The organism is Streptomyces deccanensis, from assembly GCF_022385335.1.
Lineage (GTDB): Bacteria > Actinomycetota > Actinomycetes > Streptomycetales > Streptomycetaceae > Streptomyces > Streptomyces deccanensis.
Map to the genome: position 1 here is coordinate 3093253 of NZ_CP092431.1, position 12688 is coordinate 3105940.

The 12688-nt window shown below is 72.3% G+C and carries 11 protein-coding genes and 1 pseudogene; 6 read left to right on the forward strand and 6 right to left on the reverse strand.

What is annotated here, in order from left to right; translation table 11 throughout:
• Positions 1 to 48 precede the first annotated feature (48 nt).
• A complete protein-coding gene (locus L3078_RS13815) occupies positions 49 to 1284 on the forward strand; it encodes a cytochrome P450 (protein WP_239753867.1) in 1236 nt (411 codons plus the stop codon).
• Between the two features lie 95 nt (positions 1285 to 1379).
• On the opposite strand, the gene L3078_RS13820 is transcribed toward L3078_RS13815, so the two are convergent.
• Positions 1380 to 1868 (reverse strand): hypothetical protein, encoded by a 489-nt coding sequence (locus tag L3078_RS13820; RefSeq protein WP_239753868.1) that lies wholly within the window; start codon positions 1866 to 1868, stop codon positions 1380 to 1382.
• On the reverse strand, positions 1865 to 3895 hold the full coding sequence (locus L3078_RS13825) for a bifunctional glycosyltransferase 87/phosphatase PAP2 family protein (RefSeq protein ID WP_239753869.1): 2031 nt from the start codon (positions 3893 to 3895) through the stop codon (positions 1865 to 1867). The genes L3078_RS13820 and L3078_RS13825 overlap by 4 nt, the downstream gene beginning before the upstream one ends.
• Positions 3896 to 4242: 347 nt before the next feature.
• Between L3078_RS13825 and L3078_RS13830 the strand changes: the two genes are divergently transcribed.
• Both L3078_RS13830 and L3078_RS13835 read left to right on the forward strand, forming a co-directional pair.
• Positions 4243 to 5541, forward strand: a complete 1299-nt coding sequence (locus L3078_RS13830) for a DUF2330 domain-containing protein (RefSeq protein WP_338059493.1) — start codon at positions 4243 to 4245, stop codon at positions 5539 to 5541.
• A gap of 113 nt (positions 5542 to 5654) precedes the next feature.
• Positions 5655 to 6326, forward strand: a complete 672-nt coding sequence (locus tag L3078_RS13835; RefSeq protein ID WP_239753873.1) for an O-methyltransferase — start codon at positions 5655 to 5657, stop codon at positions 6324 to 6326.
• A 33-nt stretch (positions 6327 to 6359) separates the two neighbouring features.
• On the opposite strand, the gene L3078_RS13840 is transcribed toward L3078_RS13835, so the two are convergent.
• Positions 6360 to 6755 carry an FHA domain-containing protein gene (locus L3078_RS13840; RefSeq protein WP_045557963.1) on the reverse strand — a complete coding sequence of 132 codons (396 nt, stop codon included), beginning with the start codon at positions 6753 to 6755 and terminating at the stop codon, positions 6360 to 6362.
• A gap of 118 nt (positions 6756 to 6873) precedes the next feature.
• Between L3078_RS13840 and L3078_RS13845 the strand changes: the two genes are divergently transcribed.
• Together L3078_RS13845 and L3078_RS44935 are read left to right on the forward strand one after the other, a co-directional pair.
• Positions 6874 to 7293: a DnaJ family domain-containing protein gene (locus L3078_RS13845; protein ID WP_239753875.1), complete on the forward strand. Its 420-nt coding sequence runs from the start codon at positions 6874 to 6876 to the stop codon at positions 7291 to 7293.
• A gap of 111 nt (positions 7294 to 7404) precedes the next feature.
• Positions 7405 to 7929 (forward strand): annotated as a pseudogene (locus L3078_RS44935) (NACHT N-terminal Helical domain 1-containing protein); the annotation flags it as partial.
• Positions 7930 to 8233: 304 nt separating this feature from the next.
• Here the strand turns inward: L3078_RS44935 and L3078_RS13855 are convergent.
• Positions 8234 to 8833, reverse strand: coding sequence for a hypothetical protein (locus L3078_RS13855; RefSeq protein WP_239753878.1), 600 nt, complete (start codon positions 8831 to 8833; stop codon positions 8234 to 8236).
• A 5-nt stretch (positions 8834 to 8838) separates the two neighbouring features.
• Positions 8839 to 9603 (reverse strand): hypothetical protein, encoded by a 765-nt coding sequence (locus tag L3078_RS13860; protein WP_239753880.1) that lies wholly within the window; start codon positions 9601 to 9603, stop codon positions 8839 to 8841.
• 181 nt (positions 9604 to 9784) lie between these two features.
• Between L3078_RS13860 and L3078_RS13865 the strand changes: the two genes are divergently transcribed.
• The gene (locus L3078_RS13865; protein ID WP_239753882.1) at positions 9785 to 10315 is read left to right on the forward strand and encodes a GNAT family N-acetyltransferase; all 531 of its coding nucleotides are present in this window, start codon (positions 9785 to 9787) and stop codon (positions 10313 to 10315) included.
• Here L3078_RS13865 and L3078_RS13870 read toward each other — a convergent pair.
• A complete protein-coding gene (locus L3078_RS13870; protein WP_420864057.1) occupies positions 10281 to 12497 on the reverse strand; it encodes an MDR family MFS transporter in 2217 nt (738 codons plus the stop codon). The two genes, L3078_RS13865 and L3078_RS13870, sit on opposite strands and share 35 nt — an antisense overlap.
• Positions 12498 to 12688 lie beyond the last annotated feature (191 nt).

Here is a 12688-nt window from a genome sequence, read left to right on the forward strand (position 1 = left end):
TACCGTCACCGCAATTCCCTCTATCTGATGCTCCGTCAGGAGTTGCCGATGCCCTGTCCAGCGCTGCCCGACGGGTTCGACTTCACCGACCCCGACCTGCTGCACCACCGTGTCCCCCTCCCGGAGTTCGCCGAACTGCGCCGCACGGAACCGGTCCACTGGATCCCGCAGGCACCCGGCGTCGCGGGCTTCGCGGACGAGGGCTACTGGGCCGTCACCCGGCACGCGGACGTCAAGTACGTCTCCACGCACCCCGAGTTGTTCTCCTCCACGGTCAACACCGCGATCATCCGCTTCAACGAGCACATCGAGCGCGACGCCATCGACGCCCAGCGGCTGATCCTGCTGAACATGGACCCGCCGGAGCACACCCGGGTCCGCCAGATCGTGCAGCGCGTGTTCACCCCCAGGGCGATCCGCGCGCTGGAGGACAACCTGCGCCATCGTGCCGTCACCATCGCCCGGGAGGCCGCCGACCGCCCCGGCCCCTTCGACTTCGTCACCGAGGTCGCCTGCGAACTCCCCCTCCAGGCCATCGCCGAGCTGATCGGCATCCCGCAGGAGGACCGCATCCGGATCTTCGAGTGGTCGAACCGGATGATCTCCTACGACGACCCGGAGTACGCCATCACCGAGGAGGTCGGCCAGCAGTCGGCGATGGAACTCATCGCCTACGCCATGAACATGGCCGCCGACCGCAAGCAGTGCCCGGCGAAGGACATCGTCACCACCCTGGTGGCCGCCGAGGACGAGGGGAACCTCGCCTCCGACGAGTTCGGCTTCTTCGTGCTGATGCTGGCGGTCGCGGGCAACGAGACCACCCGCAACGCCATCACCCACGGCATGCACGCCTTCCTCACCCACCCCGACCAGTGGGAGCTGTACAAGCGCGAGCGCCCGGCGACGGCCGCCGAGGAGATCGTCCGCTGGGCCGCCCCGGTCAACTCCTTCCAGCGCACCGCCACCCAGGACGTGGAACTCGGCGGCAAGCTGATCAGGAAGGGCGACCGCGTCGGCATCTTCTACGCCTCCGCCAACCACGACCCGGACGTCTTCGAGAACCCCGACACCTTCGACATCACCCGCGACCCCAACCCCCACCTCGGCTTCGGCGGCGGAGGCCCGCACTTCTGCCTCGGGAAATCCCTGGCCGTCCTCGAGATCGACCTGATCTTCAACGCGATCGCCGACGCGATGCCGGGCCTCCGCCTGGCCGGCGATCCCGACCGCCTGCGCTCCGCCTGGATCAACGGGGTGAAGCACCTCCAGGTGACCACCACCTGACCGCCCCCCCTGTGCTCGGGCCGACGGCCTCCCGGCGCCGTCGGCCCGTCCCCGTGCCGTCACGTGCCGTCCCGTGCAGCCCCGTGCAACCCCGTTCAGCCCCGGGGAACGGACAGCAGCGCCTCCACGGCGGCGCGGGCCTCCGCGACGCGGGAGCGCCACTCCGCGCTCCGCAAGGCCGTGAGGTCCCATGCGGTGACCGGCTCGCCGCCGCTCACGCAATAGCCGTAGACCTGCGGAGCCACCCGGTCGGTGAGCAGTTCGTCGTAGTGGAACGCGCCCTCGAAGGCCGTCCAGGCGACGGCCCGCGTGCCCTCGCAGACCCGGCGCAGGACCGCCCGTGCGTAGACGTGCAGATCGAGCGAGGTGTCCTCGAAGTCGAGGTCGTACGAGACGAGGCCGAGCCGCGCCACGGCCGGTGGCGGCTCCATCAGCGGGAACGCCAGCACGGCGTCGGGCACGAGCCCGGCGAGATGGAAGGCGTCCTCCGGCAGGGGCGCCCCGCCGGCCCCGAGGACGAACACGTTCACCGAGGCCGGGCCCCTCCAGCACAGGGCCTCCCGCAGCGAGTCCACCGCCGTCATCCGCTCTCGCGCTGGGCGGCCCGGCTGAGTCCGCCGGCCGACCGGGGGCGGTCGCGCGGCTCCCCGTCACCCTGGCGAGCCGTGTCCGTACGGGGGCCGGTCAGGAGATAGGTGAGGCCGAAGCCGGCGCCCACCACGGCCGCGCCCCCCACCGCGTCCAGGACCCAGTGGTTGCCCGTCGCGACGATCGCCAGGACCGTGAAGAAGGGGTGCAGCAGGCCGAGGACCTTCATCCACACCCGGGGGGCGACGATCGCGATCGTGAGCCCGCACCACAGGGACCAGCCGAAGTGCAGGGACGGCATCGCCGCGTACTGGTTGGTGAGTTCGGTGAGCTTGCCGTAGTCCGGCCGGGAGAAGTCCTGCACGCCGTGGATGGTGTCGATGATGCCGAGGCCGGGCATCAGCCGCGGCGGTGCCAGGGGGTAGAAGAAGAACCCGACGAGCGCGAGGACCGTGGTGAAGCCGATGGCCGTGCGCGCCCAGCGGTAGTCGGCGGGACGGCGCCAGTAGAGCACGCCGAGGACGGTCAGCGGGACCACGAAGTGGAACGACGTGTAGTAGAAGTCGAAGAAGTCCCGCAGCCAGTCGACGCCGACCACCGCGTGGTTGAACCAGTGCTCGACGTCGAGGAACAGGGCCTCCTCGACGGAGAGGACCTGCCGGGCGTGCTCCTCGGCGGTCGCCCGGCTGCCGGTGGCCTCCAGCCGGGTGCGCTGGTAGGCCGCGTACGTGACGCGGATCAGCAGCAGTTCCAGGAGCAGGTTCGGCCGGGTGGCGACCCGGCGCAGCAGCGGGGCCCAGCTGAAGCGGGTCTCCGCCTTCGGGGCGTACTCCGTGGGGATCGGCGCCCGGTAGTACTCCGAGGTGCGGGACAGGAACGGCACGACGAGGGCGGCGGCGAGCGCGGCCAGCAGGACGACGTTGTCACGGACCGGGTGCAGGACGTCCACGTTCGGGACCATCATCTTCGCCGGCAGGGTCATCACCAGAACGACCGCGACCGGCCACACGTACCGCGAGGACGCCTTCGTGCCGACCCGGCCGACGACCGCGAGCAGCACCCACAGCAGCTGGTGCTTCCAGGACGTCGGGGAGACGGCGACCACGACACAGCCGGTGATCGCGACGGCCAGCAGCAACTGTCCGTCGCGGGCGTAGTGGACGGCCCGCCGCATGCCGAGCACGGCGACGGCGGCGGCCAGCGCGAAGAAGACGACGATCTCCAGCGGGCCTTCGAGGCCGAGCCGGAGCAGCGCGCCGTGCAGGGACTGGTTGGCGAGGTCGTCCGCCCGGCCGCCGAGGCCGACGCCCGCGAGGTGGTGCACCCAGTAGGTGAACGAGTCGTGCGGCATCGCGGCCCAGGCCAGCGCGGTGGCCCCGGCGAACGTGATCCCCGTGCTCGCGGCGGCCCGCCTGCGACCGGTGAACCACAGCAGCGGCACGAACAGCAGCACGGTCGGCTGGAAGGCCGCGGCGAGCCCTATGCAGACGCCGCTGGTGCGCTCCCCCCGTACCGCGAAGCAGCCCGCCAGGACGAGCAGGACGGGGATGATGCTGGTCTGCCCCAGGTAGAGCGTGTTGCGCACGGGCAGCGACAGCATCAGCAGCGTGACCGCGACGGGGGCCGCGAGCAGGGCCGTCCGGCGGGTGACGGGCTGGGGCAGGGCGCGGGCGGCGACCAGGCCGAGGGCGACGACCAGCAGGAGGGTGCCGAAGGTCCAGCCCCAGCCGAGGGCCTGTTCGGCCGTACGGGTGAGGGGCTTGAGGACGAGGCCGCCGAAGGGGGTGCCGGTGAACCGCGTCGAGTCGTACAGCGAGCCGTTCACATGGAGGACGCCGCTGGGCCCGACCCAGGTCTCCAGGTCCGTCAGCCGCTCGCCCTTCGGCGTGTGGAGCACGACCGCGATCTGGCGCACCGCCAGGACGGCGGCGACCAGCCACAGCACGGCCCGCAGGGCCCCCAGCCGCGCCGCCCTCGCACCCGTACCCACGGCACCGCCCGGTCTGCTCTGCTCCGTCGCCACGCGCTGTCGTCCTCCCGCCCCGTCGACCGTCCCACCGGAAAGGCTCGCACCGCCCCCGTGGTGAGACGCGGGCAACCCGGACTTCACCTGAGAGTCGCCCCTGTTTTGTCCGGATGACGATAGTCCGCGGAAGGCCTCCCGCCCGCTCAAGGGCACGACGCGGATCACGGATGCGCATCACGGGCACACCTGTGACAGGCCACTGACAAACACCTGGAACCATGGCCCCGAGCGGTACGGCACGTCAGCGGGGCAGGGGAAGGGCACGGGGGATGACGGGTTCGGTACGGGGGCGCGCGCGTCCGGTACGGAGGGCACGCGGGGAGCGCGGGGTACGCGGACGGCTCGTGGTGGTGGTACTGGCGCTGCTGGGGCTTCAGTTGGCGTCACTCGTGGCACCGGCGTACGCCTGCGGTTGCGGCGCGATGGTGCCGGACGACCGGCGGAGCGTGTACGTGAGCCGTGAGCGGTCCGTGGTGCGCTGGGACGGGCGCGAGGAACAGATCGTGATGAGTCTGACGGTCTCCGGTGACGCCCGGACGGCCGCGTGGATCATGCCGGTGCCGAACCGGGCGACGGTGGAGCTGGGCGACGCGTCCCTCTTCGACCGGCTCGACGAGGAGACCGCACCCCGGTACGAGAAGCGCGAGTACTTCTGGCCGCGCTCGGACGACTGGCCGTTCGACATGTTCGAGGGCGACGGGATGGCGGGGGACGCCGCGCCCGGGGACCCTCGGTCCTCGGTGGGCGTCGTCGGCCGTGAGCGGCTCGGCCCGTTCGACGTGGCCCGGCTGACCGCCACCGACTCCGGCGCGCTCGGCGACTGGCTGGAGGAGAACGGCTTCCGGCTCCCGGACCGCCTGGACACGGCGCTGGAGCCGTACGTCCGGCAGAAGTGGGAGTACGTGGCGATCCGCCTGGCGCCCGAGGACACGGCCGGCTCCGCCCCGCTCTCCGGCACCCTCGACCCGCTCCACCTCACCTTCGCCAGCGACGAGCCGGTCTACCCGATGCGGCTGTCGCGGCTGGCCGCCACCCCGCAGGCGCTCGGTCTGTACGTGCTCGCCGCGCACCGGATGGAGCCGGGTTCGGCGATCGGCGGGGACGAGCCGGAGGTGACGTTCGCCGGCCGTCTCGGCGCACCCGGCGGCGCGCTCGGCGAGCTGACCGAGGGCGGCACGGACTTCCTCACCGCCGTCGAGCAGGACTTCCCGCGGCCGGAGCGGATCTCCGGCGACCACACGCTGCGGCGGGCCGCGGCCGACGACACCTATCGAGAGGTCATCCACGTGGACGAGATGTGGACCGTCTGGGGCATCCCCGGCTGGTTGCTGTCCTTCGGCATCGGCATGGCCGTGCTGGCGATCAAGGCGGTGGCGGTCGCCATCGTGCTCAAGCGCAACGCCAAGCGGCAACTGCCGCCCGTACCCCCGCCGGGCGCGGCCTTCATGCCGCCGGGCGCCTACCCGCCAGGAGCGCACATGCCGCCGGGCGCGTACCCGCACGGGGCACCGGGCGCCTATCCGCCGGGGGCGCCCGTGCCGCCGGGAGCACCGATGCCCCCCGGTGCTCCGATGCCGCCCGGGGCCCATCCGCCGGCCGCGCCCGAGGCCCCGGCCGGCCCCAAGTCCGCACCGAACGGCTGACACACCTCCGGGAACCGCTGACAGGGAGCCCGCCCCGCGCCTATATTCATTAGCGCACCTACTTAGCCGTTCTAAGTAATTACCCTGATGGAAGGCGCGGGAGGCACAGCTTCATGAGCGAGTCACGGACCTGGGACGACGTCGACGCCTACTTCTCCACCCACCTCGCCCCGAACGACGAGGCCCTGGCGGCGGCCCTGCGCGACAACGAGGCGGCCGGGCTCCCGGCCATCGACGTCGCCGCCAACCAGGGCAAGTTCCTGCACCTGCTCGCCCTGATCCAGGGCGCCCGGCGCATCCTGGAGATCGGCACCCTCGGCGGCTACAGCACCATCTGGCTGGCCCGCGCGCTGCCCGCCGACGGCCGCCTGATCTCCCTGGAGTACAGCGCGCGGCACGCGGAGGTCGCGTGCCGCAACATCGCCCGCGCCGGGCTCGACGCACTCGTCGAGGTACGGGTCGGCCCCGCCCTGGAGTCGCTGCCCAAGCTGACCGACGAGAACCCCGAACCGTTCGACCTGGTCTTCATCGACGCGGACAAGGCCAACAACCCGCACTACGTGGAGTGGGCCCTCAAGCTCACCCGGACCGGCAGCGTCATCGTCGTCGACAACGTCGTACGCGGCGGCCGGGTCGCCGACGCCGACAGCACCGAGCCGGACGTCCGCGGCACCCGGGCCGCCATCGAACTCATCGCCACGCACCCGAAGTTGAGCGGCACCGCGCTCCAGACCGTGGGCAGCAAGGGGTACGACGGCTTCGCGCTGGCCCGGGTGATCGACTGACCCCGCCGCCGGGAGCGGGCGAGCGCGCCCCCCTCAGGCCTCGTGGTAGAAGCCCACGTTGACACTGCGGGGGGCCGTGCGGTCGAGGATGACGAGTTCGCCGGAGCTGCCGTGCGGGAGCTTCGCCGTGCCGCCGTACGGCAGGGGCGAGGGCTGGTGGCCGAGCAGGGTCAGCCGTACCTCGGAGGAGGGGTCGGCGTGCGAGCCGCGCAGCCAGGTGACCTGCCAGCTCCCGTCGGGGGCGCACAGGAACTCCAGGTGCACCCGGGAGACGAAGAGCCAGTCGTCGGGTGTCGCGAGCCGGCACACCGCCCGATCGCGGCCCACCCGGAGCACGCCGCCCGGCTCGCTGGGCGCGTCGGCCATCTGCATGCCGGCCGTCGCCCCGGCGTCCGCCTCGGAGACCGAGGCCATGGTGAGTTCGAGCACGTACCGCTCCTAACGGGTCAAACTCCAATTGTCGCTGCGCACGGCGCGTTTGGCGCGCCGCCGCCGCATGATAAATCGCCGGATCGTCCTGTTGTGCGGGCTCCGGCACAATGGACGCATGACCGAGCGCAAGCCCCCCGGTGTCAGCTTCGAGTCCTTCGTCGACAAACAGATCCGCGACGCCGAGGCGCGCGGTGACTTCAAGACCCTCCCCGGCGTCGGCCGGCCCCTGGAGGGCGACGACACCACGTACGACGAACTGTGGTGGATCAAAAGGAAGATGGCCCGCGAGGGCCTGTCCGTCCTGCCCCCGACGCTGGCCCTGCGCAAGGAGGCCGAGGACGCCCTCGCGGCGGCCGCCGAGGCCCCTTCCGAACGCGTCGTCCGCAAGATCGTCACCGAGATCAACGCCAAGATCCGCGACATGATGTTCAAGCCCCCACCGGGACCACCCCTCGGCCTGAAGCCGTACGACGTGGAAGAGGTCGTACGCGAGTGGCACGAGCGCCGGGAGGGACGGCAGCGCCAGGAGGGGTGAACCCGCCGCCCGGCCGCCCGGTACCGGCGCGGTCGACCCGCTCCCCCGCGGCCCCCGGCGTCCCTATGCTGTGGGGCATCGGGGGAAGGGGTGCGTGTGGACGCTGCTGCCGTGGGTGCTCGCCTGGCGTCGAGCGTGGTCGCTCCCCTGGTCAGGAAACTCTTCGCCCAGCCTGGCGGCGGCGCCGGGCTCGTCTCGCAGCCGGTGAAGGTCTCGGGCCTGGTGTCCTTCCGCGGCGAGAAGCGGATCCTCGGCGAGCGGGAGCTGCAGAAGGTCGCCACGGAGCTGGTCGCGCGGGCTGTCGGGTCGGCCGGCCCGGTCGAGCGGCCCATCGCGGTCGACGAGGAGGAGGCCGTCGCCACGGCGCTGGCCCGGACGCTGGCCGCGCTCGGCGATCTGGAGATGGACGACGTCCAGGCGGTGCAGCTCGGTCACCGGGCACTGGCCAGACGGCTGCGCGACGCGGACCCCCGGGTGACCTTCGACCTGTCCGACGACGCCGCCCGGCTGCACGACACCCTGGTGGACGTCGCCTGCCTGCACATCCTGCACTTCTTCACCCAGCGCTCGACCTTCGTCGCCCGCACCCTGGTGAGCCAGAGCAGCCAACTCGCCGAAGCCATCACCAGGATCGACCTCCTGCTGGAGCGCACCCCGTCACGGATCGGCGAGGACGCCGCCTTCGAGGCGCGCTACGCGACGTACGTCATCGAGAAGTACGGCACGCTCACGATCTACGGCATCGACTTCACCAACTCCCCGGCCCAGTGGCCGCTGGACACGGCCTACCTCAGCCTGGAGCTGGGCGTCGGCGAGGGCACCCGCCAGCTACCGATCCGCGCCGACCACGTCCTGGACGGGCGCACCCCCCGCCCCAGACGTGAGACCGCGCCCCGGGGCACGACCCGGGGCGCGGTCTCGGCGTGTGCCGCCGTCGCCGTCAGAGGCGCAGCAGCCGTTCGGTCAGCTCGCGGTAGTCGCGCAGGGCGAGGCGGAGCTGTTCGGTGTCGGTGGCGGTGGCGCGGTCGTCGGCCGTGGTCTCCCAGGAGGAGCGGAGGGTACGGCGCCGCTGGGTCATCGCGTCGGTGAAGCGGGCGGTGACCTCTTCCAGGACGTGGTCGGCCTCCTCGACGGCGGACCGGGGCCCGTCGACGAACCCGCCGACCGCGTGCTGCATCCGCAGCGTCAGCTTGTCGCTCTCGTCATGCGGCAGCAGAGATGATCCGGCGGCTCCGGCGGACCGGGAGCCGGTCCCGTCGGAAGCCCGGGTGGCGTTCTCGCCCCGGCCCCGGCCGGGCTCGTCGCGGACGCCCATCGTCTTGTGCTCGGTACGGCCGCCGGTGCCGCCCTCGTCGAGGTCGTGGCCGGCCACCAGCGGGGCCCCGGTGCCGGTCCCGCCCGCCGAGCCGGTCGCGTCCGCCGCGCGGGTGCCCCCGGCGACGCCGCTCGCCCGCGTGCCGTCCCGCCTCGCGTCGGCTTCCCGCGTGTCACGCGGACCGCGTTCGCCGATGCCCTCGCGCCTCGTCACGTCGTCAGTCATCCCCCTCAACTCCCTTTCGCGTGGCGCCTGGCCGGCGCCCATGGCAGATGGGACCGGTGGCGGCCGTCGGCAGCCGCACCGTCGCGCCCGTCGCGTCGCGCCGAGCCGTCGCGGTGGGCGTGGCCCGCGGCACCGGCCGAGGCGTCACGGTCCGCCCGCGCGTCCCGGCGGTTCGGTGTCACCAGGTCCTCGAACAGGGCGCGGGCCTCGATCATGGCCTCGCGCAGGTCCTCGGTGCCGGTGCCGGGACCGGGAGCGACGCCGTCGGCGCCGCCCATCCCCGTGCGGCCCTGCGCGGTGTCGCCGCTGGTGTGCGCCGCGAGGTGCACCCGGCGGTAGCCGTGCACATGGTGGGCGTGGTGGACGGAGAGCGCCTCCAGCTGGGTCTCGTAGCGGCTCCCGTCCGGGAAGCCACGGGCCGCGGCCACCTCGGAGAGCAGCCGGTCCGCCTCGGCGACCGCCTCACGGGGCGAGTCGACGAAGCGCTCCTGGGCGGCGGCCCAGCGCGACTCGTACCGTTCGCGCTCGGCGCTCGACAGCGGCCGCTTCTCCAGCGAGCCGTGCCGCTTCACCCGCTCCGCGAGTTCCCGGGCGGCGGCCCGCTCGTCGCCGTCGTGGCGGGCCACGGTCCGGTCGTACTCCGGTCCGAAACGCCGCTTCAGCGAGCCCCCGCCACCCGCGCTCCTCCGGGCGCGCAGGGCCAGGACTGCGGCCACGACGACCACGACCGCCACGATCACGATCAAAGCGATGATCAATCCTGTGGACATGAATGCCTTCCAGAGTCCTCGGCCCGGGCGTCTCGCCCCGTCGGGCCGTTTCGCACCGGGTTGCCCGAACCCGGTCGTTCAAACGGCAAGCGCGTGCGCGCGGACGACGACGTGACGCGTGGGGCGACGACGGCGTAAATCGTTTGCGGGCCGCCCCTCCCCGCTCCCGACAATGACCGCCATGACCCGTACGACACCCACCACGACCCGCTGGTCCGTGGCTACCGAGCCCTACGACTCCCCCGTGGCCGCCGCTCTCTGGCGGGCGTACTACACGGAGGTCAGCGACCGCTGGTACCTGCTCCACGAAGGGCACGCCACGGACCCGGCCGAACTGGAGCGGGAGGTCGCGGCCGACACCGGGGAGTATCTGGCACCGCCGAACGGGCTGCTGCTGGTCGCGCGGTACGAGGGCGAGCCGGTCGGCACGGCCGGGGTGCGGCTGGCGGACGCCACGACGGCCGAGCTGAAGCGCGTCTACCTACGGCCCGAGGCCCGCGGCAGGGGCGGCGCGGCGCTGCTCGTCACGGCGGCCGAGGACGCGGCCCGCGCGCTGGGCGCCGAACGGGTGGTGCTCGACACCCGGGGCGACCTGGTGGAGGCCCGCGCGCTGTACGCGCGGCTCGGGTACGTCGAGAGCGCCCCGCACAACGACCACGAGTTCGCGGAGCACTGGTTCACGAAGGAACTGACGGGGACGTGGGGGCCGTAGGAGGCGTGGGGGGTGCCGGTGGCCTGCCGGAGGTCGGCCTGACGGCCGGCCGGCGGGTGATCGCCCCTTCGGCGTGCGGGCGTTCCTCGTCGGAGCCGCACAGTTCGGCGTTGAGTTCCGCGACGAGGCGGATGAGGTCGGTGGGACGGTCGGGGCCCCACCAGTCGCCGAGGAGTTCGGCGAGGGAGTCCTCGCGGGCCTTGGCGAGCCGGTCGGCGGCCTGGTGGCCGGTGTCGGTGAGGACGAGATCGATGCCGTCGCGACGGGCGAGACGACGCTCCTCGACCTGCCGGGTCGCGGCCATGATCACGTCGAGCGGGACGGTGCTGCGTTCCGCGAGCACCGCGGGTTCGGCCCAGCCGTACCGCCGGATCCGCAGCAGCAGCCAGCTCGACGCGGGCAGCAGGTCGTAACCCGCCCGTGCGGTGATCTTCCGGTAGATCTCGCGGCGGCCCTCCCGGGAGCCGAGCACCGACAGCGCCCGGCACACCTCGTCGTACGACGACCGCTCGACCGGGTTGCTGGCGAGCGTCTCCGTGGCGTCCGGCGCCGTCACGGACGCCCGCAGCCGGTCCTCGCGCAGGAACCAGGCGAGGACGAAGCCGAGGAGGGCGACCGGGGCCGCGTAGACGAAGACGTCGGTGATGGAGGAGGCGTACGCGTCGAGGACGGGCGGGCGCAGCGCGGCCGGGAGGTCGGCGATCTCGCGCGGGTCGGCCTTCAGCCCCTCCACCGTGACGCCGGCGGGCAGCGCGGCCCCGTCGAGCGCGTCGGTGAGCTTGTCGCCGAGGTGCCCGGCGAAGACCGTACCGAAGACCGCTACGCCGAACGAGGCACCGATGGACCGGAAGAAGGTCGCGCCGGAGGTGGCGACGCCGAGGTCCCCGTAGGAGACGGCGTTCTGCACGATGAGGACGAGGACCTGCATGACGAGGCCGAGCCCGGCGCCGAAGACGAAGAGGTACGCGCTCATCTCGCCGTCGCCGCTGTCCGCGTCCAGTTGGTGCAGGAGCAGCAGGCCCAGCGTGGTGACGGCCGTACCGGCGAGCGGGAACACCTTCCAGCGGCCCGTGCGGCTGACGATCTGCCCGGAGACGGTCGAGGACAGCAGCAGCCCGAACACCATCGGCAGCATGTGCACACCGGACATGGTCGGCGAGACGCCGTGCACGACCTGGAGGAACGTCGGCAGATAGGTCATCGCGCCGAACATCGCGAACCCGACGACGAAACTGATCACGGCGGACAGGGTGAAGGTGCGGACGCGGAACAGCTTGAGCGGCAGGACGGGTTCGGCGGCCCGCCGCTCGACGGCCACGAACACGGCGACCAGCACCACGGCCAGCACGCAGAGGCCGACGATCTGCGGCGAGTTCCAGTCCCAGGTGGTGCCGCCGAGGGAGGCGACCAGGACCAGACAGGTGGCCACGGAGGCGATCAGGAAGGTCCCGAGGTAGTCGATGACATGCCGCTCGGACCGGCGCGGGATGCGCAGCACGGCGGCGATGACGACCAACGCGACCGCTCCGACGGGCAGGTTGACGTAGAACACCCAACGCCAGCTCAGATGCTCGGTGAACAGCCCGCCCAGCAGCGGCCCGAGCACACTCGTCGCGCCGAAGACCGCGCCGAACAGCCCCTGGTAGCGGCCGCGTTCACGCGGCGGGACGAGGTCGCCGACGATCGCCATCGACAGCACCATGAGTCCGCCGCCGCCGAGGCCCTGCAGCGCGCGGAACCCGATCAACTGGGGCATGTCCTGGGCCGCTCCGCAGAGCGCCGAGCCGATGAGAAAAATCACGATCGCCGTCTGGAACAGCCGCTTCCGGCCGTACTGGTCGCCCAGCTTCCCCCACAGCGGGGTCGCCGCCGTCGCGGCCAGCATGTACGCCGTGACCACCCACGACAGGTGTTCCAGCCCGCCGAGGTCGCTCACGATCGTCGGCAGGGCCGTCGACACGATCGTCTGGTCCAGCGCGGCCAGCAGCATCCCCAGCAGCAGGGCACCGATGGAGACCATCACCCCACCGGGCACCCGCTCGGAGGTGGGGACGCCGTGGCCACGGGGGCCGGGCGGGGGTGTGGGGCCGTGCGCGGGCCGGGGCGTGGGGCCGTGCGCGGGCCGGGGCGCGGAGTCGTGCGCGGGCCGGGGCGCGGGCTCGTTACCGATGTCGTCGGTCATGCAGACCTCCTGAGGACCCGAGGACCTCGTACAGCGCCCTCAGTCTCCTCTTCTTCTCCCTCTTCCTCCATGTCCGTTCCATGGTGGTCGGTGTGACCGGTTATGGCCTGTCGAAGCTTTCCGGAACCCGTGATTCCTGAGGCGCCTGGGAGATTCTGTGTCGACGCTTTGCTTAAACTCTGGAGACTTCA

Coding starts and splice junctions, on each gene's coding strand:
- L3078_RS13855 (WP_239753878.1), bottom strand. CDS start 8,833: ATGACTGACGACGTGACGAGGCGCGAGGGCATCGGCGAACGCGGTCCG.
- L3078_RS13815 (WP_239753867.1), top strand. CDS start 49: ATGCCCTGTCCAGCGCTGCCCGACGGGTTCGACTTCACCGACCCCGAC.
- L3078_RS13860 (WP_239753880.1), bottom strand. CDS start 9,603: ATGTCCACAGGATTGATCATCGCTTTGATCGTGATCGTGGCGGTCGTG.
- L3078_RS13845 (WP_239753875.1), top strand. CDS start 6,874: ATGACCGAGCGCAAGCCCCCCGGTGTCAGCTTCGAGTCCTTCGTCGAC.
- L3078_RS13870 (WP_420864057.1), bottom strand. CDS start 12,497: ATGACCGACGACATCGGTAACGAGCCCGCGCCCCGGCCCGCGCACGAC.
- L3078_RS13865 (WP_239753882.1), top strand. CDS start 9,785: ATGACCCGTACGACACCCACCACGACCCGCTGGTCCGTGGCTACCGAG.
- L3078_RS13820 (WP_239753868.1), bottom strand. CDS start 1,868: ATGACGGCGGTGGACTCGCTGCGGGAGGCCCTGTGCTGGAGGGGCCCG.
- L3078_RS13835 (WP_239753873.1), top strand. CDS start 5,655: ATGAGCGAGTCACGGACCTGGGACGACGTCGACGCCTACTTCTCCACC.